27 protein-coding genes and 1 tRNA gene are annotated in these 21,493 nt (G+C 57.8%); 9 read left to right on the top strand and 19 right to left on the bottom strand.

All coding sequences use genetic code 11. The features are described from left to right. Positions 1–37 precede the first annotated feature (37 nt). From JFT63_RS15065 to sctU, 9 genes are read left to right on the top strand one after another with little or no spacing between them, the layout of a single operon-like run. A complete protein-coding gene (locus JFT63_RS15065) occupies positions 38–937 on the top strand; it encodes an FHA domain-containing protein (RefSeq protein WP_198844239.1) in 900 nt (299 codons plus the stop codon). Positions 938–945: 8 nt separating this feature from the next. After that, complete coding sequence (locus JFT63_RS15060; protein WP_438811477.1) at positions 946–2,292, top strand: FliI/YscN family ATPase; 1,347 nt, start codon at positions 946–948, stop codon at positions 2,290–2,292. Then, a complete protein-coding gene (gene sctO / locus JFT63_RS15055) occupies positions 2,279–2,707 on the top strand; it encodes a type III secretion system stalk subunit SctO (protein WP_057701715.1) in 429 nt (142 codons plus the stop codon). The genes JFT63_RS15060 and sctO overlap by 14 nt, the downstream gene beginning before the upstream one ends. After that, positions 2,704–3,162, top strand: a complete 459-nt coding sequence (locus tag JFT63_RS15050) for a type III secretion system HrpP C-terminal domain-containing protein (protein ID WP_198844227.1) — start codon at positions 2,704–2,706, stop codon at positions 3,160–3,162. Before sctO ends, JFT63_RS15050 begins: the two co-directional genes overlap by 4 nt. Then, positions 3,159–4,172: a FliM/FliN family flagellar motor switch protein gene (locus JFT63_RS15045; protein ID WP_057701713.1), complete on the top strand. Its 1,014-nt coding sequence runs from the start codon at positions 3,159–3,161 to the stop codon at positions 4,170–4,172. The genes JFT63_RS15050 and JFT63_RS15045 overlap by 4 nt, the downstream gene beginning before the upstream one ends. Next, positions 4,169–4,822 (top strand): type III secretion system export apparatus subunit SctR, encoded by a 654-nt coding sequence (sctR, locus tag JFT63_RS15040; protein WP_057701712.1) that lies wholly within the window; start codon positions 4,169–4,171, stop codon positions 4,820–4,822. Before JFT63_RS15045 ends, sctR begins: the two co-directional genes overlap by 4 nt. A 7-nt stretch (positions 4,823–4,829) precedes the next feature. Continuing rightward, positions 4,830–5,093 carry a type III secretion system export apparatus subunit SctS gene (gene sctS, locus JFT63_RS15035; protein ID WP_014716816.1) on the top strand — a complete coding sequence of 88 codons (264 nt, stop codon included), beginning with the start codon at positions 4,830–4,832 and terminating at the stop codon, positions 5,091–5,093. Between the two features lie 10 nt (positions 5,094–5,103). Next, a complete protein-coding gene (gene sctT / locus JFT63_RS15030) occupies positions 5,104–5,892 on the top strand; it encodes a type III secretion system export apparatus subunit SctT (RefSeq protein ID WP_057701711.1) in 789 nt (262 codons plus the stop codon). Further along, entirely contained in the window at positions 5,889–6,986 is a 1,098-nt protein-coding gene (sctU, locus tag JFT63_RS15025) for a type III secretion system export apparatus subunit SctU (RefSeq protein WP_186559330.1), read from the top strand. Before sctT ends, sctU begins: the two co-directional genes overlap by 4 nt. On the opposite strand, the gene JFT63_RS15020 is transcribed toward sctU, so the two are convergent. The 19 genes from JFT63_RS15020 to JFT63_RS14935 form a co-directional block, all read right to left on the bottom strand. After that, complete coding sequence (locus JFT63_RS15020) at positions 6,987–7,352, bottom strand: transcriptional regulator (RefSeq protein WP_186559328.1); 366 nt, start codon at positions 7,350–7,352, stop codon at positions 6,987–6,989. Beyond that, complete coding sequence (gene hrpT, locus JFT63_RS29615; RefSeq protein ID WP_078820232.1) at positions 7,349–7,552, bottom strand: HrpT family type III secretion system protein; 204 nt, start codon at positions 7,550–7,552, stop codon at positions 7,349–7,351. The genes JFT63_RS15020 and hrpT overlap by 4 nt, the downstream gene beginning before the upstream one ends. Next, complete coding sequence (gene sctC / locus JFT63_RS15015; RefSeq protein WP_198844226.1) at positions 7,549–9,690, bottom strand: type III secretion system outer membrane ring subunit SctC; 2,142 nt, start codon at positions 9,688–9,690, stop codon at positions 7,549–7,551. The genes hrpT and sctC overlap by 4 nt, the downstream gene beginning before the upstream one ends. Positions 9,691–9,704: 14 nt before the next feature. Next, positions 9,705–10,097: a type III secretion protein gene (locus JFT63_RS15010; RefSeq protein WP_198844225.1), complete on the bottom strand. Its 393-nt coding sequence runs from the start codon at positions 10,095–10,097 to the stop codon at positions 9,705–9,707. Next, a complete protein-coding gene (locus JFT63_RS15005) occupies positions 10,098–10,313 on the bottom strand; it encodes a hypothetical protein (protein ID WP_057701706.1) in 216 nt (71 codons plus the stop codon). Positions 10,314–10,401: 88 nt separating this feature from the next. Beyond that, on the bottom strand, positions 10,402–10,995 hold the full coding sequence (sctL, locus tag JFT63_RS15000) for a type III secretion system stator protein SctL (RefSeq protein ID WP_186559325.1): 594 nt from the start codon (positions 10,993–10,995) through the stop codon (positions 10,402–10,404). Continuing rightward, complete coding sequence (locus JFT63_RS14995) at positions 10,973–11,554, bottom strand: type III secretion protein (protein ID WP_233102309.1); 582 nt, start codon at positions 11,552–11,554, stop codon at positions 10,973–10,975. Before JFT63_RS14995 ends, sctL begins: the two co-directional genes overlap by 23 nt. Before the next feature lie 13 nt (positions 11,555–11,567). Beyond that, entirely contained in the window at positions 11,568–12,368 is an 801-nt protein-coding gene (gene sctJ, locus JFT63_RS14990; protein ID WP_057701703.1) for a type III secretion system inner membrane ring lipoprotein SctJ, read from the bottom strand. 2 nt (positions 12,369–12,370) lie between these two features. Continuing rightward, positions 12,371–12,742: a hypothetical protein gene (locus JFT63_RS14985; RefSeq protein ID WP_057701702.1), complete on the bottom strand. Its 372-nt coding sequence runs from the start codon at positions 12,740–12,742 to the stop codon at positions 12,371–12,373. A gap of 117 nt (positions 12,743–12,859) precedes the next feature. Next, positions 12,860–13,063, bottom strand: a complete 204-nt coding sequence (locus JFT63_RS14980) for a type III secretion protein (RefSeq protein WP_082629588.1) — start codon at positions 13,061–13,063, stop codon at positions 12,860–12,862. 240 nt (positions 13,064–13,303) lie between these two features. Next, positions 13,304–14,227, bottom strand: coding sequence for a sigma 54-interacting transcriptional regulator (locus JFT63_RS14975; RefSeq protein WP_057701701.1), 924 nt, complete (start codon positions 14,225–14,227; stop codon positions 13,304–13,306). 320 nt (positions 14,228–14,547) lie between these two features. Further along, positions 14,548–15,648, bottom strand: a complete 1,101-nt coding sequence (gene ychF, locus JFT63_RS14970; protein WP_057701700.1) for a redox-regulated ATPase YchF — start codon at positions 15,646–15,648, stop codon at positions 14,548–14,550. Positions 15,649–15,670: 22 nt separating this feature from the next. Next, on the bottom strand, positions 15,671–16,255 hold the full coding sequence (gene pth / locus JFT63_RS14965; protein ID WP_003208389.1) for an aminoacyl-tRNA hydrolase: 585 nt from the start codon (positions 16,253–16,255) through the stop codon (positions 15,671–15,673). A 167-nt stretch (positions 16,256–16,422) separates the two neighbouring features. After that, positions 16,423–17,028 carry a 50S ribosomal protein L25/general stress protein Ctc gene (locus JFT63_RS14960; RefSeq protein ID WP_005784612.1) on the bottom strand — a complete coding sequence of 202 codons (606 nt, stop codon included), beginning with the start codon at positions 17,026–17,028 and terminating at the stop codon, positions 16,423–16,425. A gap of 138 nt (positions 17,029–17,166) precedes the next feature. Next, on the bottom strand, positions 17,167–18,108 hold the full coding sequence (locus JFT63_RS14955; RefSeq protein WP_003208392.1) for a ribose-phosphate pyrophosphokinase: 942 nt from the start codon (positions 18,106–18,108) through the stop codon (positions 17,167–17,169). A 46-nt stretch (positions 18,109–18,154) separates the two neighbouring features. After that, positions 18,155–18,229, bottom strand: a tRNA-Gln gene (locus tag JFT63_RS14950). Between the two features lie 37 nt (positions 18,230–18,266). Continuing rightward, positions 18,267–19,115, bottom strand: coding sequence for a 4-(cytidine 5'-diphospho)-2-C-methyl-D-erythritol kinase (gene ispE / locus JFT63_RS14945; protein ID WP_082629587.1), 849 nt, complete (start codon positions 19,113–19,115; stop codon positions 18,267–18,269). A 1-nt stretch (position 19,116) separates the two neighbouring features. Beyond that, the gene (gene lolB, locus JFT63_RS14940) at positions 19,117–19,734 is read right to left on the bottom strand and encodes a lipoprotein insertase outer membrane protein LolB (RefSeq protein WP_057701699.1); all 618 of its coding nucleotides are present in this window, start codon (positions 19,732–19,734) and stop codon (positions 19,117–19,119) included. A 4-nt stretch (positions 19,735–19,738) separates the two neighbouring features. Next, positions 19,739–21,463 carry a tetratricopeptide repeat protein gene (locus JFT63_RS14935; RefSeq protein ID WP_198844223.1) on the bottom strand — a complete coding sequence of 575 codons (1,725 nt, stop codon included), beginning with the start codon at positions 21,461–21,463 and terminating at the stop codon, positions 19,739–19,741. Positions 21,464–21,493 lie beyond the last annotated feature (30 nt).

The raw sequence follows: 21,493 nt of genomic DNA, 5'->3' as shown, positions 1-21,493 counted from the left end.
GTTCACAGCCATGGACCGTCCGAAGGAGGGCTCGATGATGTATGAGTTACGCGTGCTTGATGGGCTGCGCCAGGGTGCCGCGTTGCCGTTGTTCGGCGAACGATGGAGCATCGGTGCCGAGTCGGATGCTGACCTGGTGCTGAGCGATCCTGGGGTCGCCGAGCATCATGCCCTGCTGCGATTTTTCGAGGCTAACTGGTCGGTGCAGGCCCAGGCGCAGCTGTTGTACGGGGCTGATGGCCAGGCCCTGGCGCAGATCCCGAGCCTGGCGCTGAACGTGCCCTTTGTGGTGGGCAGCGTGCGATTGTGCGTCACCTTGGCCGATCATCCATGGCCTGAGCCGGAGGCCCCGGTATCTGCAACATTGCCACCACCGGGCCAACCTGTGCAGGCACTGCCGTTATCGTCCATCTCATCCTCGCAGCAAAAGCGTTTGATCAGCCTGATGCTGGTGGTGGCGGTAGTCATCGCGGTGGTGGGTATGGTCTCGACAGGGGAGCATGAGGCGCAGGCTTCCCTGATGCCACCGGTGATTGGCAAACATGAATTGGCCTCACCGTTTGATGTGCGTCAGCAGTTACTGAAAATGCTCGGCGAGCGTGAGCTAAGCCAACGGATCGACTTGCAAGTCATCAACGGCCAGGTCGTGCTCAGCGGTGATGTTTCCCAGGACGAAGTGGAGCTGGTGTCGCGGATGCTCAGCCGCTTTGGTGAGCAATTCGACAGTATGGTACCGGTGCTCAGTCGTGTACGTGTGCGAGATGACGCCTTGCCGTTCAGGATCGTGCAGATTGTCGGCGGACCTAACGGCCATGTGGTTCTGGAAGAGGGTAGCCGCCTGTTTTTGGGGGATCAGGTGGACGGGCTGCGCCTGGTGCTGATCGACAATAACAAAGTGGTTTTTGATGGCGCACAACGCTATGAGGTGCACTGGTGAGTACACCCGTGCAAACGCGTCTTGACGCCTGGCAACAACGCCAGGCCCAGTCGCTAGGCAGCTTTGCGCCGGTGGCCATGCGCGGGCGAATCCAGCGCGTCAACGGCATGCTTTTACAGTGTCGGCTGCCTCAGGCGCGCATCGGTGATTTGTGCCAGGTGGAGAAAGGGCCGGGTGATTGCATGCTTGCTGAAATCATCGGGTTTGATCAGCAGGATGCGGTGCTCAGTGCCCTTGGGAACCTGGAAGGCGTGCGCGTGGGGGCACCGGTTGAGCGCCTGGGCGTGTCGCATCGGGTGCAGGTCAGCGAGGCGCTGTTGGGGCAGGTGCTGGATGGCTTCGGGCGGCCGATTACGGGCCAGGGTGCCAGCGCATTTGTCGAGTCCGAACTGCCGGATACCAGCCCGGTGTTATGTGAAGCGCCCTTGCCCACCGAGCGACCGCGTATCAACCGGGCGCTGGCCACCGGGGTGCGGTCCATCGATGGCTTGATGACGCTCGGTGAGGGCCAGCGCGTGGGTCTGTTCGCCGGGGCCGGTTGTGGCAAAACCACCTTGTTGGCCGAGATCGCCCGTAACGTGGAGTGCGATGTCATCGTGTTCGGCTTGATCGGCGAGCGGGGGCGCGAACTGCGTGAGTTTCTCGACCATGAGCTCGATGAGCAATTGCGCTCCAAAGCGGTACTGGTGTGTGCCACATCTGATCGCTCCAGCATGGAGCGTGCCCGCGCCGCCTTTACCGCCACGGCACTGGCTGAAGGTTTTCGGCGCAAGGGTCAACGGGTGTTGCTGCTGATTGATTCGCTGACCCGGTTCGCCAGGGCCCAGCGTGAAATTGGCCTGGCTGCCGGCGAACCCCTGGGGCGCGGAGGCCTGCCGCCTTCGGTGTACAGCTTGCTGCCGCGCTTGGTGGAGCGCGCCGGGTTGACCCGTGACGGCGTGATCACAGCGATCTACACGGTGCTGATTGAACAGGACTCCATGAACGACCCGGTGGCCGATGAAGTACGTTCATTGCTCGACGGCCATATCGTGTTGTCGCGCAAATTGGCTGAGCGTGGGCACTATCCGGCGGTGGATGTGTTGGCCAGCCTTTCACGAATACTGAGCAACGTCGCGGCGCCTGAGGATATTCAGGCGGGCACGGCATTGCGACGTTTGTTATCGGCGTACCAGCAGATCGAGTTGATGCTCAAGCTGGGCGAGTACCAGCCTGGCAGTGATGCGTTGACGGACCTGGCCGTGAACAGTCGCCAAGCGGTGGACGGCTTCCTGCGCCAGGATCTGCGTGAGCCGACACCAATGGCCGTCACGCTGGAGCAACTCAGGGAGCTGACCCGCTATGTCCCCTTCTGATGTGCTGCTCGGTGAAGTGCAGATGCTGCGTTGCCTGCGCAGGCACAGGGCTGATCGTGCCGAACGTGCCCTGCGTGAGGCCAAGCGTGCGCAGCGGGCCCTGCTCGCGCATATCCAGCAGGCCCAGGATGCACTTGAACACACTCGGCAGGAGCAGGCCCGGCAAAGTGCTGAGTTGCTCAGTCAGCACCAGGGCCAACTCTTGACCTTGGCGGGCCTGAAATCCTGGAACGCACAGGAGCGCTCTTTATCCGCCAGTACCCGGCGCGAAGAGGGGCAGCTGGAGGCGCTGTGCAATCAACGGCAAGAAAAGGAACACCACGTTGGCAGTGCCCAGAGGCAAGCCACCGAATGCCTGCGGCAGGTGGAAAAGTTGCAGGAGCTATCACTTTTGCTTGCACAGGAGCCGACATGACCCAGGTTGCGAATACACCCACTGAACGACCAACCCTGCGTGAGCCTCGCGAAGAGCGTGAGTCAGGCGCAGCGGGCGTGGTGCCGTGGGAGCAAGGGCGACTGTTTGCGCGGTTGTTTGCCGGGGATGGGGAGGGCGCCGGGACGAGAGCCTCCTTGCCGGGAAAAAAACCAGCGGCAGGTGTCGCCATGATCGAGGCGTTGGCCGAGCAACTGGCGCCTCGTGTGTTGGCCGGTTCGCAGTGGCCATTACAGGCCGTGCTGTACTTGCCACGTCTGGGACGGATCAACGCCAGTGTGCGCCGAGAGCAGAGCGCCTTGGCCATTGAACTGGAAGCGGAACACGACGCCACGGCTCGCTGGCTCAGCGGCGTACGGCAACAGTGTGAGGACCGTTTTACCCAAGCGCTGGGGCTGCCGGTCAGCCTGCTTCTGCCAAGCGTCGGCAACCCATGATCGTACCGCTGCTGACACTTCCGTCGATCAAGAGCGACTGGGTTGCCGCACGCCGCCGGCTGGGCCGTGGCCTGTACTTGCCGTTCCATGTTGCGGGTCAGGCCGGGGAGTTGCGGCTTGAGCCTGGACGTCCGCCAGTTGGCGCTGACGCGGTGTGCTTCGACACGCAGTGCGGTGTGCTGGCACTCGCTAAGGCGGGGCCGTTGCTTAGCCTGCTGGGCGAATGTCCGGTGACCCTGGCAAGGGGCGACAACGAGCCTGATTCCTGGTTCTGGACGTTGTTCCAGTATTACCTGAGCCCCGAAGTGCGAGCGCTGTTGGGGTATGTGCGATTGCTACACACCGAGCGACCAAAGGGCTTTGGCTGTCGCGTCACCGTGACCCTGGGGACCTCGTGGGTTGAGGGTTATGTGTGGTTGAGCACCAAAAGCTTTTTGGCATTGCACGAGGCGGGGGCCTGGCGAGCCACGGCTGCACCGCTGCCGTTGTCGTTTCAACTGGCAATTGCCGTGACCCTTGGGCGGTTGCGGTTGCCGATCGTACAGGCCGGCAGCCTGCGAGCCGGCGACGTGCTGGTGCTTGAACAGACTTTTTTCCAGGCCCGGGGCAGCGGCTATGTGTCGGTCGGCAGAGAGCGCCTGCATGGCGGCATTGACGATGACACCGGGTGGTTACGTTTCACTCTTACTTCTATCGAGGACATGTCTGTGGACGAAGATTTAGCTGTACCTCATCACTCGGGGCATGAAGACGATGAACCCGTAGTGGACGTATTCGGGCCAGAGCCGTTCGATGAATTGAGCATGACGCTGAGCGTACGCTGCGGAACATTGAACCTGACCCTGGGGGAGTTGCGCAACCTGGTGCCCGGCTCGGTATTGGGCATTACCGGCTTTGCCCCTGGCATGGCAGGTCTGTTTTATGGCGATCGGCCCATTGGCCAGGGGCAGTTGGTGGAAGTTGACGGGCGCCTGGGGTTGCAGTTGTCCCGAGTGGTGTTCGGTCGATGATTCTTCAAGGGCTGGACCCGATAGTCCTGGCGGTATTTCTGGGCGCGTTGTCGTTGATGCCCATGCTGTTGGTGGTCTGCACAGCCTTCTTGAAAATCGTGATTGTGCTGATGATTACCCGCAATGCCATCGGCGTACAGCAGGTACCTCCGAGCATGGCCATCAACGGAATTGCCCTGGCGGCCACCTTGTTCATCATGGCGCCGGTGGGGTATGAGATCGCCGAGAATATCAAGGCTTCGCCTCTGGACATGAGCAACGTGCAAACGTTTCTGCATACCGGCAATGAGGCCATCAACCCTTTGCGTGCATTCATGCTGCGTAATGTGGACCCGGATGTGCTGACCCATCTACTGGACAATACCGCAAGGCTGTGGCCTGCGAAAATGGCGCAGGAGGTACAGCGAGAGGATCTTATCCTGCTGATCCCGGCCTTTGTGCTTTCGCAATTGCAGGCGGGGTTCGAGATCGGGTTCCTGATCTACATACCCTTCATCGTGATCGACCTTATTGTTTCCAACCTGTTGCTGGCGCTGGGTATGCAGATGGTCTCGCCGATGACCATTTCTCTGCCGCTCAAGCTGCTGCTGTTCGTGCTGGTGTCTGGCTGGTCGCGGTTGCTCGACAGCCTGTTCCTTTCCTATCTCTGAGTGGCGTATGGAACCTATCGTGCTGTTCAAGCAGGGCATGTTGCTGGTGGTTGTACTGTCGGCGCCGCCGCTGATCGTGGCGGTGGTGGTGGGGGTGCTGACCTCGTTGGTACAAGCGCTGATGCAGATCCAGGACCAGACATTGCCCTTTGGTATCAAGCTGGTGGCGGTGGGTGTCACCTTGATCCTGACGGGCCGCTGGATTGGCGTGGAGTTGATCCAGCTGATCAACCTGACGTTTGAAATGATCGGCCGTTCGGCCCTGAACTAAGGCGTTGCCTGTGCTGCTTTATCTCGAGTATCTCCCCAGCCTGGTGATTGGCATGGCGCGTATCTACCCCTGCGGCATCCTGGTGGCGGCGTTCTGTTTTCAACATGTGCGCGGCTTGCCTCGGCACACCATCGTGATGGTCATGGCGCTGTTGCCCGCTCCGGGTATTCATGCTGCTTTGGCGGGGCAGGATTATTCAGCATTGATGCTTGGTGCGCTGATGCTCAAGGAGGTCGCGTTGGGGTTGCTGCTGGGGGTGTTGTTGGCGATGCCGTTCTGGATGTTCGAGTCGGTGGGTGCGCTGTTGGACAACCAGCGTGGCGCCTTGGCCGGTGGCCAGCTCAACCCGTCACTGGGGCCGGACGCGACGCCGATCGGGCACATGTTCAAGCAACTGGCGATTTACCTGCTGATGGCCATCCTGGGCTTGGGCACGCTCACCCAGGTGATCTGGGACAGTTACCTGATCTGGCCACCCACCGTGTGGTTTCCGCTTCCGGCAGCTAATGGCATGAGCGTATTTGTCGGGCTGCTCAATGACACGTTCATGCACATGCTGCTGTATGCCGCGCCCTTTATTGCCGTGCTGTTGTTGCTGGAGTTCGGTATTGCGTTGCTGGGGGTCTACAGCCAGCAATTGCAAGTGAGTACCTTGGCACCGCCGGTCAAATGCCTGGCGGGAATCGGTATTTTGTTGCTGTACTTTGCATTGTTGCAGGACCTTATTGTCGGGCGTATGAGCCAGCTGGGTGAGCTAACGCACTACCTGGGGCTTTTGTTCAAGGTCGCGACGCCGTGAGTGATTCGGGCGAAAAAAAGCACCCGGCGTCTGCCAAGAAACTGCGTGACCAACGTAAGAAGGGTCAGGTCGCGCAAAGCCAGGATGTGAGCAAGCTGCTGGCGCTGACGGCGATCAGTGAGGTCGCCTTGTTCACTGCCGAAACCAGTCTGCAGCGCTTTCAGCAACTGTTGGTGTTGCCGATGTCACGCTTGGGCCAGCCGTTTGCGCGGGCGCTGGAAGAAGTGCTGGTGGAGGGCCTGGTGATGTTTTTCTCGTTCTCTCTGTTGATGGCCGGGCTTGCGATTGCCGCCAAGCTGATCGCCAGTTGGATGCAGTTCGGCATGCTGTTCGCACCGGCCACACTGAAGATGGATTTCAATCGCCTGAACCCTGTCAGCCAGATCAAGCAGATGTTCTCTGCTCAGTCGTTAATGAATCTGCTGATGAGCATCGCCAAGGCATTGCTTCTGGGCTTGATGGTGTACGTGGTGGTCTGGCCCGCTTTGGGGGCGTTGATTAACCTTGCCAACAGCGACCTGCAGAGTTATCTGCTGGCGCTGATCGCGTTGTTCCGTCACTTGCTGCATGCCTGCCTGGGGCTGTTGCTGGTGTTGGCGCTGATCGATCTGACCTTGCAAAAACACTTCTTCGCCAAGCGTATGCGCATGACACAGGTTGAGGTCGTCAAGGAGTACAAGGACATGGAGGGCGACCCCCATGTGAAGGGCCAGCGCCGCCAATTGGCGCATGAATTGGCGCAAGAGGAGCCGAAGGTCAAACTGCCCAAACTGGAAGAGGCCGACATGTTGGTGGTTAACCCCACGCACTTTGCAGTCGCCCTCTACTACCGCCCAGGCGAGACGCCTTTGCCCCTGCTGATCAGCAAAGGCACGGACGACGAAGCGCGAAAACTGATCGCGCGAGCTAAGGTCGCCGAGGTCCCGGTGATTCAATGTGTGTGGTTGGCCCGCACCATCTATACCAAACAGGTGGGTGCAAGTATTCCTCGCGAAACCTTGCAGGCGGTAGCATTGATCTACCGCACCTTGCGTGAGCTGGATGACGAAGCCAAGCGCGAAACGCTGGAACTGCCTGAGCTTGATCAACGCTGATCAGCGACTGGAACCTGGGTCCAGTGCGCTGAGATTGGCCAGCGAGAGCATCCTGCCGAGGATCCTGCCCGTATCGCCGTGAGAGGTGGGCAATGCGTGCCAGATCACCAGGGCGTCCTGATTATCGAGATAGATAAAACATCCATCAAACACCTGTGCCTGCTCAAAGCGCCGTTGCAATGCGCGTTGTAATTGCCCGGCTTGCAACGCTTCGCGAGCGACATGCAAGGCCAGCCCAGGCCGATTGCCTGCGTGCGCCACACGCACCTCAATACCGCAAGCGAGAACCTGGTGAGTGGCAGCGCCGCTCACCAGGTTCTCCAGAAATACCTGGCGTGGTTGGTCGGGTATTTCCTGGATGCTCATCGTTCCAGCGATATCGTCTGGTAATCCGCTCGCTCCCCGGAAGGGCCGGGTTCGACACGCATGTGAGATGGCCACCAGATCACCATCTTTTGTGCGGTCGATTGCGGGCGTGAGCAGGAGTCGCCTTTGCACGTGGGGGTGCAAGCGCTGACGAGCAGCGCCGCACCGATCAGAGTGACGCACAACAATTGATGTTTCATGGGCGGACCTTATGAGGTGGCGTAATCAAAGTGGGGCGCGGTACGCTGAGGTGTTCATCCTTCACCACCGGACGCATGGCGATAAATACCTCGGCTTCCTCACCCGGTTTCAACCAGGCGTGTGGCCACACGGTGACGGCAAGCGTTTGCGAGTTGCTGCATTCTTTTTCGTCGATGCGCACATTGCGGTTGAACTGGTTGCGCAACACCACGACTGCAACGTTGTACTCAGCGCCCGCGTACCATTGGCTGCGATCGGTACTCAGCGCGAGCAGGTCGCGGGTGCTGCACAACGTGTTCAGCCCCAGGGGCATTGGCGCCAACTTGAAGGCCTTGGGCACTTGCCCCGTCACCAGGTGCGCCAGGGTACTGATCACGTCGCTACGTTTGATTACCGGCTGGTGCGGGGCGTTACGCCTGGCCAGCGGTGCCAGCGCCGTCTGCAATTGGGCCTGGTCCGCCTGAGGCAAATAGCGAGACGGATCGGCCTGGTCGCCGATGACGCGTGGCGTGATGATAAACAGGCGTTCACGTCGATTGTTCTGCCTTTCGCTGGAAGAGAACAGCGCCTTGCCCAGCAGCGGGATATCGCCCAGCAGCGGCACCTTGTTTTGCCTGTCGGTGCTTTCTGTGACGTGGAAGCCACCCACCACCATCGAGCGCTTTTCCGCCATGACGGCCTGGGTGCTGACGTTACCGCGGCGCACATCAAGGTCCCTCAAGCTACGGTTGGGGTTGGATTCGTCGAAGGTGCCGTCTTCGATATCCACCACCAGGTGGATCTGATGGCTTCCCCGGCTGGTGATCACGCGGGGCACGACCTGGACGCTGGTACCGACAGTGACCGGCAAGATGGTGGCGTTTTCACGCCCGGGCGTCAGGTATTGAGTGCGGTTGAAGTCGATCACCGCCGGCTGGTTTTCCAGGGTGAGCACGGACGGGTTGGAAACCATGGTCGCCAGCCCCTTGGCTTCCAGGGCACGTATGTCGGCATAGAAACGGTCGCGATTCTCAATCGACAGCTGTTGGGATGTGCCCGGCGCCATCTGTACACCGCCACGGAACCGGCTGTTCTGAAAGCCCCAGTTCACGCCGAACTCGTCCAGCTGCGTACGCTCGATATCCAGAATGATCGTGTCGATCTCCACCAGTTTGCGCGCCACATCGAGTTGAGCGATCAACTCGCGGTACATGGCCTGGCGCTCGGGCAGGTCGTAGATCAAGACTGCGTTATTGCGAATGTCGGCTTCGACGCGAATCCGGCTGCTGGGGGCAGGCGCACGCGGGGGCAGTGTGGCGCCAATGTCCAATGGCATGTTGTTGCTGTTGGTACCGAGGATCTGCCCCAGCATGGGATTGCTCAAGCGGGGAGCATTCGGCGCTATAGGCGAGGGCTGTGAGGAGGGGCGTTGGCTCAGCACCGAGGAAATCGGATTTGAACGCGGCTCCAGCAACCCTCGCACAATGCTGGAAACACCAGCAATGATCAGCTTCTGGCCGCGGTAATCCACTTGACGATCCGCGGCATTGGCGAACTTCAGCGGGAAGCTCAGCACGGTCTGTTTTTCATCGGCGGTGCGGCGTTGGCTGCTGAACTGCTTGATTTGTTCGATATAGCGCCGAGGTCCGGAGACCAGCACGACGCCATCTTCGGGCAACTCACCCCAACCGAAGCGACTATCGAGCAGGCCAATATCCGTGAGCGCCTGCTTGAGGTCGGCAATGGTCTCGGAGGAAACCTCCAGGCGCGCGGACTCTTGCTGGTCCAGGGTGCTGATGTAGAGCGTGTTGTTGTACAGATACCATTGGAAGCGATGTTCTACTCCCAGCCGGTCGAGCAAGGATTGCGGGGTATTGGCGCGTATCTTGCCGTTGACGGTGCCCTCCAGCAGACCCTCGATTTGCAGTTGCGTACCAAAGGTTTGGGCGAAGTCGTCGAGCACGTCCCGAACTGGCTTATGTTCGGCTTCATAAGCGTAGGCAATGTTCCTCCATTCGGCGGGGATCGCCGCGAACGCGCATGGGGTTGAAGCCAGTAGCCAGGAAAACAGGAACACTTTGCGCCAATGGGCTCTTTTGAATGAAGCATCAGGCGAGTCAAGGCACAAGCGGCTGCCCTTATGGGTCTTGTTAGGCATAGACAGTTCTCTGATTAGTACAAGCGTGAACGTAGCGGGGTGGGTTTGAGGTTCTGGGCGGGGCGAGCAAGACGCGCAACGATTGCGCGCCATGTGTCGCGTTGGTTGAGCAGGGTCTCGAGGCAACTCAGTACGTGGGCTTGGCCACGGTCTGTGCGCAGACGTTGAATCAGCCATAGCGCACCTGTGTCAGCTTTTTGAGCCAATGCCCCCTGAAAATGATTCAAGCTGGCCGCGCCCAGGCGCAGCCAGCCTTGCAAGGCTGCGTTATCTGGCAGAGCTGAGGTCAGTTGAACGCCCAATAAAATGGCGTCGCCCTGACGTCGCAAGGTGACTGGGTCTTCGCCTTCAAATAGGGCGATTTCTTCCTCCTTGCCGCTCAACCAGTCACCCACGAGCGCTTTCATTTACTGAAAACTTTCAATCGTTGTTTTGAGCATCTGATTGACCGTTTTACCGTGCTCGCTATAAAGCGCAAACGTGACCTCTCTGCGCGTTACCAAGTTGTGAAACAACTCGCTGTCTTCGGCGGCCAGGCTTTCTTCGAAACCGGACTTGAATTCTTTGTACGTCGATGTCTTATTTCGGGCGATCGAATGAGTCAGTTCTTTGAAGAAATCCATGATTTCCCTCTGATACATAGGTTGAAAGGTGAATTTAAACAGTCGGTTCTAAGTGCTGAATATAAATAAAGTCTTTGTACTCGTAGGATTAGATCTCGATCGAATACTCTTTGCCCTGGTTGAAAAAAGTATCGAGCATGGCATTCCAGCTGATACGGAAGTCCCCCTCATCTGTTTTCAATACGAGTGTTTGAGGATGAACCGTGTCGTCGGCGGTTACTTTCCAGAATCTGCTCTTGTGACGGGCTAGGCCCTGCCTTATTTCCTCAAGATCATGGGGATGACAAAGCAACGTCGCACTGACTTCCTGAACTTGGCTATCCAGCAACTGCTTCAACAGCGCTGCGAGACGTTGCGGGGCAGTTGTCTCGTCGAGCAGGCAGCGAATGGCCTGGTTGGTGATGGAGGTCGCATAGTGTTCAAGGTTGTCGCACATCGATTGACGGTCGCGTTCCCATTGCTTGAGTTGAGCGTCGGCACGTTGCCAGATTTCCAATGAGGCGTGTTCAAGCATGGCCTCGCATTTTTTTTCGGCCATACGTATCAATTCGTCGGCCTGGGCATTGGCCTGGCTCAACAGATGGTTGGCCTGCTCCCAATTGGCCAGCTCTTCGCGCGGGATAAGGTTGGCTCGCGGGCCGGAGGCGTCCTTGCGTAACTCAATAGTATGTCGGCATAACATCGCTGCTTTCCTCCTCCTGGCGAGACAGGGGCAGGCCGTCGCTCGCCATGGTTGCGACGCGCCAGACGACGGCCTGCCAGAGCGTGTTCAATCGGCTGCTTGCATTTTCGAGTGGGGCGTCTGCTGTTTCAGCCTCGCTCACACGCGTACGGGGGAAGCGCAATCGAAGGCGCTGCCAGGTCGCGGGTTCAACCCAGCTGTGAAGCAGTCGTAGCGGATCGGACTGTGGGGGCAGCATGGAAGGGTACAGCGCCATGGAGAGGCGCATGCACCACTCATGATGATCTTCACTCAAGGATGCTGCTGCTTGGGGATTGAACGTGTGATTAGCCAATGCCAGGACCAGGTTGAGCTGGTTCGTGGAGGCCAGGGCCAACCGAAGCACAGTGGCATTAGGTGCAGCCGGCAAGCAGGCTGCAAAACCCGTAAGGTCGTCTGGCACTGACCGAGCGCTATAAAAAAGCCTTTCAATCGCCCGGTACTTGTCGCCTCTCCAGTCTTCGTGGGCGTGCTTCCAGGGAAAAGCCCACCATTGAGCCCAGGCCAGTTGCTCACGCATCAGATGATCGGGTCTAGGTGCCATGCGTTGGCCCCGTTGAGTTTCCTGTCAGTGCGGGCTGTTGATGGGGACGCTTGCGCCGCGCTTGCAGGATGATCATGGCAGCCACGGCCGAAGCCAGGCTGAGCAGCAAAATCATGATGCTGGTTCGCCAGAATCCGAGATCGTCGCCGGGCACCAGGAAGGGGCCGAAATACACCAGGCGTTGTTGTTCCTGATAAGTGGAGGCCGGTACAAACACCACGGTGAGTTTTTGCGGATTGTCCACGGCGGTGGTCATTCCAGGGATGCTGCTCGCCACCATTCTGCGGACCCTTGCGCGGATGTTGTCGGGGTCCAGGCGTGGATCATGCTTGATGAATACCGACGCGGATGCGGGTTGGACCGGCTCTCCGGGCGCGATGCGTTCAGGCAACACCACATGCACGCGTGCGACGATGACGCCGTCGATCTTGGACAGCGTGGTTTCAAGCTCTTGAGATAAGGCATAGATGTAGCGGGCACGCTCTTCCAGCGGCGTGGAAATGACCCCTTCCTTGCGAAAGGTATCCCCCATAGTGGTCCGGGCCAGTCGGGGAAGGCCGGCGGCTTCCAGGGTACGCACGGCGCGCCCGATGTCGCTCGTATTAACCGTTACGACGACACCGTCTTTGGCCGGGACTTTTTGCGCGCGAATATGTTTATCAGCCAATTCGGCTACGACCTCATTGGCTTCTTGTTCGGACAGTTGGCGATGCAGTTCTACCCGGTCACCACATCCGCTCAATATAAAAGTCATACTCAAAACTAAAGCGACAAGCAGAGAGTTATTCATGCTCAAGACTGCATGTTGCTGATCTTGTCAATGCACTGGGTTGTCTTGGCAAGGCATTTCACCATCAGTTGTGTTGTCAGTTGTGCGTTATGTAACTCGCGTGGGTAATTGCCTATGGCCTCAACGTCTATCCCTTTTTTGGTCGACCGTATTATTTTGGCGAAGCCATCTCTTGAGTTGCTGAGGTGCTTGGATGCTTCTGTCAAAAGGAGTGAGACGTCAGGCTTGGAAGCGATTGTGTTTGTGGGATGAGAACCTTCGAACAGTGATGTGAAAAAACTGACGTCCGTGCTGCCTGCCGAGTGTTCCGGTGGCGTACGGTCATGCTCGGTACTGCTGCTTTTCTGTGAAAAACGGTCGTTGACTATTTGCATGGGGTGTTTACTCGTTCAGGGTGGACAGTGGCGCTAGAACACTAAAATGATCTGTCGGCCGGTTGGATGATTACCTTTCGGGCTGGAAAGCCTGAAAGGTAATCGGTCACCTCGTAGTTATTGGCCAGCGCCCGACCGGATCAATGCTTGAATATTTTTTACTTCAGCACTCTTCCAGCCGTTTTTTATGGCATCAGCCTTCATTTTCTCGAAGATAGCTTCGGCTGAGCCTTCGCTGCTGCCTGCGGCTGCACTTGTACCTCCTAGAGATGCAACTGTTTGCGCTATACTTTTCATACCACTTGATGCGTCAATACTCATATAAAAAATCCTGTTGTGGGTTTTTGGGGCTTTATTTTTCCAGCGGTCAAATCGCGGCAACGTCTGCGTGTTGCAGAAATTTTCTCCTGGCAACCACTGTGTGGCCCGTATAAGTAATGCGTTCCAGATGTTTCCAGGTGTCGATGTTGCTAAATATTTTATCGAGGCGCTGGTTGATGAAAATGTTGGCGATACAGGCTGTTATGACCTACTTATTAGCGGTGAGATGAACGGTTGAACTTATGCCAGTGAGATGTTCAATTGTTTCATCCTGTAATACAGCGTGCGCTTAGCGACCCCCAACTCAATGGCTACGTTATCTACGCAGTGATGGTGGCGGTACATGGATTCTTCAATTAACGCTTTTTCAATTTGTTGAAGGCGTGTCTTCAGGTCCATCTGAGGTGGTTGCTTTCTGCCCACGGGGGTTGAGAGCGGTGGTAGGCCCAGGACGAACCGTTTCGCCGTCGAACGTAGCTCGCGCACATTACCCAGCCAGGAGTGGCAGAGCAGTTGATGCAGCAGGCTGTCAGGAGGCGATGGAGCGCTGCATTTGAACTGCTCCGCTTCTTCCTGAACCATTTCCAGAAACAACGGGATGATCCGTTCGCGCCGATCTCGCAGGGCCGGGAGTTCGATGCTCACGACATTCAGCCGAAAGTAGAGATCACGCCTGAAGGCGCCTTGTTCGACCATGATTTGCAGCGACTGCTGGGCTGACGCAATCACGCGCATGTCCACGGAGATCAAGCGAGTCGAGCCCAGGCGTTCCACCCCGCGGCACTCCAGCACGCGCAGCAGCTTGGCTTGCAGGCTCAGGGGCATGCTGTCGATCTCATCCAGGTACAGGGTACCCAGGTGGGCTGCTTCGACGAATCCAGCCCTGGATTGTATGGCCCCGGTATAAGCCCCGCTGTTGACCCCGAATAACTGACTTTCTGCGAGGCTTTCTGGAATGGCCGCACAGTTCACGGCAACAAAATTACCGCGTCGCCCCGATAATCGATGAATCCGCTGCGCAAGCGTGTCTTTTCCGGTGCCGGTTTCTCCCAACAATAGAATGTCAACGTTGAGTGCGGCAGTGTTGTTAAGCGTGGTTTCAATTTCTGGACCCTCAATGAGTGAAACGTCTGTTTTATTATCCTTCTGGACGTAGGTCGACATGAATTGATACTCCCTGTTCGCTATTACTTCACTGTTGCAAATACGGTCTGCGCGCGCCAGCTCAGTAGAACGTAGATTATAAAAGTTGTCACTCGGTGTAGAGAGGTTTAAGTGGAGGGGTGATGTAGGAAAATGATGGTAAGTTTTGGTTTGTCGGTGACGGCAGTAAGTGCGAGGTTAATGCGGTGATTGGTAAGTAGGAATATTCTGAAAGTCTGATTTTTTGGATGTAAGTCGCCTTCATAAACAGTCACCCACAAAAAAGCCGATGCACGGCATCGGCTTTTTTATGGGCTCGTAGTAAATACCGTGGTGGGTACTTATACGTTAAAACGGAAGTGCATTACATCGCCATCCTTGACAATGTATTCCTTGCCTTCAAGGCGCCATTTGCCGGCTTCCTTGGCACCGGCCTCACCCTTGTACTGAATGAAGTCGCTGTAGGCGATTACTTCGGCGCGGATGAAGCCCTTTTCGAAGTCGGTGTGGATCACGCCGGCAGCTTGTGGCGCGGTAGCACCGACCTTGACGGTCCAGGCACGGACTTCTTCGACACCGGCGGTGAAGTAGGTCTGCAGGTTGAGCATCTCGTAGCCGGCGCGGATCACACGGTTCAGGCCAGGCTCTTCAAGGCCCAGGGCTTCAAGAAACATGTCTTTCTCTTCGCCGTCATCAAGCTCGGCGATTTCAGCTTCGATCTTGTTGCATACCGGAACAACAATGGCGCCTTCTTCCTCGGCAATGGCCTTGACCACGTCGAGCAGCGGGTTGTTCTCGAAGCCGTCTTCGGCGACGTTGGCGATGTACATCACAGGCTTGGTGGTGAGCAGGTGGAAGCCTTTGATCACAGCCTTCTCATCGGTGCCCATGTTCTTCATCAGGCTGCGCGCCGGCTTGCCTTCGGTGAAGTGAGCGATCAACTGCTCCAGCAGGCCTTTCTGGACCACTGCGTCCTTGTCTCCGCCCTTGGCGTTACGCGCGACTTTCTGCAGTTGCTTTTCGCAGCTGTCGAGGTCGGCGAAAATCAGCTCCAGGTCGATGATTTCGATGTCGCGCTTGGGGTCGACGCTGTTGGAGACGTGGATCACGTTCTCGTCTTCAAAGCAGCGGACCACATGGGCGATGGCATCGGTTTCACGGATGTTGGCCAGGAACTTGTTACCCAGGCCTTCACCCTTGGATGCGCCGGCGACCAGGCCTGCGATGTCGACGAATTCCATGGTGGTCGGCAGGATGCGCTTGGGGTTGACGATTGCCGCCAGTGCATCCAGGCGAGGGTCCGGCATCGGCACGATACCGCTGTTGGGTTCGATGGTGCAGAAGGGGAAGTTCTCCGCCGCAATACCGGACTTGGTCAGGGCGTTGAACAGGGTGGATTTGCCGACGTTGGGCAGGCCGACGATGCCGCAATTGAATCCCATGGTGTTTCCCCTCGGGTAAAAGTCAGGCCTTCTGGCTGTGCAGGTTTTTCATCGCGCGGTTCCATTCACCGGCGAAGATATCCGGCAGCACGCCGAGGGCAAAATCGATGCTGGCATCGAGTTTTTCCTGTTCGGCGCGTGGCGCACGACCCAGGACGAAATTTGAAACCATACTGGCAACGCCTGGGTGGCCAATGCCGAGCCGCAGACGGTAAAAAGTATTCTGATTGCCCAGCTGCGCGATGATGTCGCGCAGGCCGTTGTGCCCGCCGTGTCCGCCGCCTTGCTTGAGCTTGGCAACGCCGGGTGGCAGGTCCAGTTCGTCATGGGCCACCAGGATTTCTTCGGGTTTGATCCGGAAGAAACCCGCAAGCGCCGCGACAGCCTGGCCGCTGCGGTTCATGTAGGTGGTGGGAATCAGTAGACGAACATCCTGACCCTGGTGCGAAAAGCGCCCGGTCAGGCCGAAATATTTGCGATCGGCCACAAGATTGACGCCTTGGGCGTGGGCGATGCGCTCAACAAAAAGGGCCCCCGCGTTATGCCGGGTCTGTTCGTATTCGGCGCCTGGATTTCCCAGGCCAACGATCAGTTTAATGGCAGTCACGACAGGGGCCCTTCCTTTGGAGTTGTGGATAACATCGCTACACCAGCGTGCGGCGAAAGTGGACGACAGGAGCTCACTTATCCAGAGATAAACTTCGCGTTGTTGCCCGCTTTCTCGCTACGTTTCGGTCCGCGATGTTCCCTCAAGCTCCTTCGTTGCAGAGTGTATTACTCGGCAGCGGTTTCGCCGGCTTCATCTTCTGCTACAACACGTGGCGCGTGGACGTTGGCAACAGCCTTGTCGTCGTTGTGAGCCAGTGCAACGAACTCAACGCCTTTAGGGGCCTTGAGGTCGGACAGGTGGATGATGGTGCCGATTTCAGCGGCCGACAGGTCGACTTCGATGAACTCAGGCAGGTCTTTCGGCAGGCAGCTTACTTCCAGCTCGGTAGTGGTGTGAGAAACAACGCCACCTTTCTTGACTGGAGCTTCTTCGCCAACGAAGTGTACAGGCACGATAGCGGTCAGTTTCTGACCGGCTACAACGCGTACGAAGTCAGCGTGCAGTACGTGGCCCTTGGAAGGGTGGCGCTGCAGGGCCTTGATGATAACGTTCTGCTTTTTGCCGCCAACGTTCAGTTCGATAACGTGGCTGTAGGCAGCATCGTTTTCGAGCAGTTTGGCAACTTCTTTAGCCAGCATGCTGATGGATTCAGGGGCTTTGTCGCCACCGTAAACTACAGCTGGAACCAGGCTTGCGAGACGACGCAGGCGGCGGCTCGCACCTTTCCCCAGGTCGGAACGCACTTCAGCATTCAGAGTAAAATCGTTCATGTTGTATCTCCAAAATAACCACATTCGCCCCAGCGTTTGCGACCAGCGCTAAAGGCGATATGGGCAAAAAAGCCCCGCCCCAACAGTATGTTGGGGCGGGGCGCTTTTCGTCAGTGAGGTGCTCCGAAGGTTTGACCCTTAACGGAACATCGCGCTGATCGATTCTTCATTGCTGATGCGGCGAACCGCTTCGGCAACAACCGGTGCGATATCCAGTTGACGGATACGCGAACAGGCTTGAGCAGCAGCGGACAACGGGATGGTGTTAGTCACCACCAGTTCGTCCAGCATGGAGTTCTCGATGTTCTCGATCGCTCGGCCCGACAGCACAGGGTGTGTGCAGTAGGCGAAGACTTTTGCAGCACCGTGCTCTTTCAAGGCTTTCGCCGCGTGGCACAGGGTGCCGGCGGTGTCGACCATGTCATCAACCAGAATACAGGTACGCCCTTCGACATCACCGATGATATGCATCACTTCAGAGTGATTGGCTTTTTCACGGCGTTTATCGATGATCCCGAGGTCCACGCCCAGGGATTTGGCAACGGCCCGTGCACGCACGACGCCACCAATGTCCGGGGACACGATCATCAGGTTTTCAAAGCGCTGGTCTTCGATGTCATCCACCAGAACGGGGGAGCCGTAGATGTTATCTACCGGAATATCGAAGAACCCCTGGATTTGGTCAGCGTGCAGGTCAACCGTGAGAACACGGTCGATGCCTACCACGGTCAGCATGTCAGCAACGACTTTCGCGCTGATAGCCACACGTGCGGAACGCGGACGGCGATCCTGACGGGCATAACCAAAGTAAGGGATTACAGCTGTGATTCGAGTCGCTGAGGAGCGGCGGAAGGCATCAGCCATCACGACGAGTTCCATCAGGTTATCGTTGGTCGGAGCGCAGGTCGGCTGAATAATGAAGACGTCTTTACCGCGGACATTTTCATTGATCTCGGCTGTAATTTCGCCGTCGGAGAATTTACCGACAGAGATGTCACCGAGAGGGATATGCAGCTGACGTACGACACGTCGAGCCAGATCGGGGTTGGCATTCCCCGTAAAGACCATCATCTTGGACACGCGCAGTACCTAGAGGCTGAGGGTAACCTGGATGAGTATTAGAAAATGGCAGGGGCGGCTGGATTCGAACCAACGCATGGCAGGATCAAAACCTGCTGCCTTACCGCTTGGCGACGCCCCTGTATCTGTTGCAACGAGTGCCTAACACTCGATTCCTTTTAGAGCAGACTTTGCAGCTTGCGATGCAACATCGAAACGTTGCTTCCCTTTGCTACAAACCCTGTAAGGGTCTCTGTAAGAAGGGCCGAGACTTTATCAGCTTCAGCTTTGCTTGGGAAGCCCCCAAACACACAACTTCCAGTTCCGGTTAATTTTGCTTCGGTAAATTTACCTAACAAATTCAAAGCGTTACGTACCTCTGGATAACGCCTTGCTACAACCGGTAAGCAGTCATTTCGACTGTTTCCCTTGGGAACGGGGCGCACTTTAATGGGAGAAGAGTTACGTGTCAACAACGGATCTGAAAAAATTTCTGCTGTACTTACAGATACTTGCGGCACAAGCACGACATACCAGGGTTCTTCGGGCTCCACAGGGGTAAGTTTCTCCCCCACGCCTTCGGCAAACGCGGCGTGCCCACGCACGAAAACCGGGACGTCCGCGCCCAGTGTCAGGCCCAGCGCAGCCAGGCGATCGTGGTCCCAGCCCAGTTGCCACAAGTGGTTCAGACCCAGCAACGTCGTTGCGGCATTCGAGCTGCCGCCCCCGATACCGCCACCCATGGGCAGAATTTTGTCGATCCAGATATCGATCCCGAGCGGGCAGCCGGATTGTTGCTGAAGTTTTTTCGCCGCCTTCACGATCAGATTGCTGTCGTGGGGCACGCCTTCGAATTCGGTGTGCAGCTGGATCACACCGTCGTCGCGTACGGCAAAGGTCAGCTCATCGCCATAGTCGAGGAACTGAAAAAGTGTCTGCAACTCGTGATAGCCATCTTCACGGCGACCCAGAATGTGCAGCATCAGATTGAGTTTCGCGGGCGAGGGCAGGGTCAGGCGTTCTGTCACGTTATTGCCCCAACTTGCGCGGCTGCCAGTCCTTGATCACCAGCGTGACGTCAAGGTCGGTGCCGTGCAGCTTGATGCGCTCGGGCAGCCAATAACCGTTCTGTTGCACATAGCTCAGGTACTCCACCTGCCAGCCGTCCTGCTCCAGGGAGGCAAGGCGACTGTCGCCGTTGAGGCTCAGGCGACTTTTGCTCTCGGGCGCCGGAAGGCCGCGTACCCACCACACCAGGTGCGAGACGGGCAGTTTCCAGCCGATCTGCTGTTCCAGCAGTTCCTCCGGGGACGTCGCTTCGTAGCGTCCCTGGTTGGCGACTTCCAGGCTCACCTGTCCCGGCCGGCCCGTCAGGCGAGCAGCACCCCGACCCAGCGGTCCGGAGAGGCGGATGTCGTAATAATCCTGGCGTTGCAGCCAGAACAGGGTACCGCTGCCGGAATCTTTCGGCGCACGCACCCCGACCTTGCCCTCGATCTGCCAACCGTCGATGCTGCTCAGCTGATCCTTGTGTTGTTTCCATTGCGCCGGGTTGCCCTGGCCCTCAACGGATTCACGGGTGCCTACGCCCGCGCAACCGGCGAGCAGGGCGATAAAACTGAAGACGATAATGTGGCGCAAGAACATAAGCTTAAAGGGTCTCGGATCCGGTCAGGCGCTTGATGGTGCCGCGCAGGATGGGGCTTTCGGGTTGTTCCTTGAGGAATTTTTCCCAGATTTGTCGGGCTTCGCGTTGCTTGCCTTTGGCCCAGAGCACTTCGCCCAGGTGTGCGGCGACTTCTTGGTCGGGAAAACGCTCAAGAGCCTGGCGCAGCAAGCGCTCGGCCTCGTCGAGGTTGCCCAGGCGGTAATTCACCCAGCCCAGGCTGTCGAGCACGGCCGGGTCTTCAGGGTTGAGCGCATGGGCCTGTTCGATCAGCGCCTTGGCTTCGGCGTAACGTGTGGTGCGGTCAGACAAGGTGTAACCCAGGGCGTTGAGTGCCATGGCGTTATCCGGGTCGCGCTTGATGATCAGGCGCAGGTCCTTCTCCAACTGGGCCAGGTCATTGCGTTTTTCTGCCTGCATGGCGCGGGTGTACAGCAGGTTCAAATCGTCGGGATATTGCAGCAACGCTTGTTGCAGCAGCTTCCAGGCGCGTTCGCCCTGCTTGTTGGCCGATAAGGTCTCGGCCTGGATCAAGTACAGCTGGATGGCGTAGTCCGGCTCGGCATCGCGGGCCGCGGCCAGGCGTTTTTCCGCTTCGTCGGTACGGCCATTGCTCATCAGGATGTCGGCCTGGCGCAACTGGGCGGGCAGGTAGTCATTGCCGGGGCCGACCTGGGCGTACTCAAGCAGCGCGGCCTGCGGGTCGTTGCGTTCTTCAGCGATGCGGCCCAGGTTCAGGTGCGCCGAGTCCACATGGCTGTCCCGTTCGATCAGTTGTTCCAGATAGCCTTTGGCCTCGTCCCAGGCTTTGGCTTCCAGGCACACCAGGGCCAGCGAATAGCGCAGCTCGTCGTCGTCCGGGTATTGCTGGACGAGGTTGGCAAACTGCACTTTGGCGTCTTCCATGCGGTCCTGCTCAACCAGCATTCGTGCATACGTCAGGCGCAGGCGCTTGTCGTCCGGGTATTTCTTGATGCTTTTTTCCAGCAGAGGAATCGCTTCCTTGCCGCGATTGAGGTTTTGCAGCAGGCGTGCTCGCAGCAGAATCGGCGCGATCTCGCCATCTTCCGGCGGGTTCTGCTCAAGCAATTTGAGTGCGGCGTCGGCTTCGTCATCCTGTTGCAACAGCAAGGCTTTGCCGAAAATCAACTGGCTGTTCTTCGGATGCTTTTGCAGCAGGCGGTCGAAACTCTTCATCAGGCCATTGCGCGTGTCCTGATCGGTGTCGGCGGCCGACAGCGCCAGGAAATCGAAATGCGTGTCGCCCTTGCCCTGCAGGACTTTCTCCATATAAACCATGGAGTCGTCATAGCGACCCGCGCGCGCCAGTTGTACGGCGGCGGCGCGCTGGGCTTCCAGATCGTCGGGGGCATTTTTTGCCCAGATCAGCGACGTGTCCAGCGCAGCCTGGTCGGCTCCCAGGTATTCGGCAATGCGAAAGGCTCGCTCGGAAATGCCCGGATCCTGGGTATTGATGGCCTGGGTCACGTAATTATCCAGCGCAATATCGAAACGATTACGCTGGCCGGCCAGTTCCGCCGTCAGCAGGCTGTAGATCGTTTCTTCACTGAACGAGGAATAAACCTTGGGCTTTTCAGGGGCGGGGGCGGTGTCTTCTGCCGGCGGCGTAGCCTCGGGCGACACGGGTGCCATGGCCTGGCAGCCGCTGAGGAAGACAAAAGCAAGGAGCAACGCGGAAGATCTATTCATATAGGAAGAGGACGACTAACCTGCGGTCGG

Source organism: Pseudomonas sp. MF7453 (assembly GCF_016405455.1).
GTDB classification, from domain to species: Bacteria; Pseudomonadota; Gammaproteobacteria; order Pseudomonadales; family Pseudomonadaceae; genus Aquipseudomonas; species Aquipseudomonas paralactis.
This window is presented reverse-complemented; position numbering and strand designations above follow the sequence as displayed.

What these genes read in the sequence shown, in the direction of transcription:
- JFT63_RS15065 (WP_198844239.1), top strand. Translation starts at nt 38, where the DNA reads ATGTATGAGTTACGCGTGCTTGATGGGCTGCGCCAGGGTGCCGCGTTG.
- sctO (WP_057701715.1), top strand. Translation starts at nt 2,279, where the DNA reads ATGTCCCCTTCTGATGTGCTGCTCGGTGAAGTGCAGATGCTGCGTTGC.
- JFT63_RS15050 (WP_198844227.1), top strand. Translation starts at nt 2,704, where the DNA reads ATGACCCAGGTTGCGAATACACCCACTGAACGACCAACCCTGCGTGAG.
- JFT63_RS15045 (WP_057701713.1), top strand. Translation starts at nt 3,159, where the DNA reads ATGATCGTACCGCTGCTGACACTTCCGTCGATCAAGAGCGACTGGGTT.
- sctR (WP_057701712.1), top strand. Translation starts at nt 4,169, where the DNA reads ATGATTCTTCAAGGGCTGGACCCGATAGTCCTGGCGGTATTTCTGGGC.
- sctS (WP_014716816.1), top strand. Translation starts at nt 4,830, where the DNA reads ATGGAACCTATCGTGCTGTTCAAGCAGGGCATGTTGCTGGTGGTTGTA.
- JFT63_RS15020 (WP_186559328.1), bottom strand. Translation starts at nt 7,352, where the DNA reads ATGAGCATCCAGGAAATACCCGACCAACCACGCCAGGTATTTCTGGAG.
- hrpT (WP_078820232.1), bottom strand. Translation starts at nt 7,552, where the DNA reads ATGAAACATCAATTGTTGTGCGTCACTCTGATCGGTGCGGCGCTGCTC.
- sctC (WP_198844226.1), bottom strand. Translation starts at nt 9,690, where the DNA reads ATGCCTAACAAGACCCATAAGGGCAGCCGCTTGTGCCTTGACTCGCCT.
- JFT63_RS15010 (WP_198844225.1), bottom strand. Translation starts at nt 10,097, where the DNA reads ATGAAAGCGCTCGTGGGTGACTGGTTGAGCGGCAAGGAGGAAGAAATC.
- JFT63_RS15005 (WP_057701706.1), bottom strand. Translation starts at nt 10,313, where the DNA reads ATGGATTTCTTCAAAGAACTGACTCATTCGATCGCCCGAAATAAGACA.
- sctL (WP_186559325.1), bottom strand. Translation starts at nt 10,995, where the DNA reads ATGTTATGCCGACATACTATTGAGTTACGCAAGGACGCCTCCGGCCCG.
- JFT63_RS14995 (WP_233102309.1), bottom strand. Translation starts at nt 11,554, where the DNA reads ATGCGTGAGCAACTGGCCTGGGCTCAATGGTGGGCTTTTCCCTGGAAG.
- sctJ (WP_057701703.1), bottom strand. Translation starts at nt 12,368, where the DNA reads ATGAATAACTCTCTGCTTGTCGCTTTAGTTTTGAGTATGACTTTTATA.
- JFT63_RS14985 (WP_057701702.1), bottom strand. Translation starts at nt 12,742, where the DNA reads ATGCAAATAGTCAACGACCGTTTTTCACAGAAAAGCAGCAGTACCGAG.
- JFT63_RS14980 (WP_082629588.1), bottom strand. Translation starts at nt 13,063, where the DNA reads ATGAGTATTGACGCATCAAGTGGTATGAAAAGTATAGCGCAAACAGTT.
- JFT63_RS14975 (WP_057701701.1), bottom strand. Translation starts at nt 14,227, where the DNA reads ATGTCGACCTACGTCCAGAAGGATAATAAAACAGACGTTTCACTCATT.
- ychF (WP_057701700.1), bottom strand. Translation starts at nt 15,648, where the DNA reads ATGGGATTCAATTGCGGCATCGTCGGCCTGCCCAACGTCGGCAAATCC.
- JFT63_RS14960 (WP_005784612.1), bottom strand. Translation starts at nt 17,028, where the DNA reads ATGAACGATTTTACTCTGAATGCTGAAGTGCGTTCCGACCTGGGGAAA.
- lolB (WP_057701699.1), bottom strand. Translation starts at nt 19,734, where the DNA reads ATGTTCTTGCGCCACATTATCGTCTTCAGTTTTATCGCCCTGCTCGCC.
- JFT63_RS14935 (WP_198844223.1), bottom strand. Translation starts at nt 21,463, where the DNA reads ATGAATAGATCTTCCGCGTTGCTCCTTGCTTTTGTCTTCCTCAGCGGC.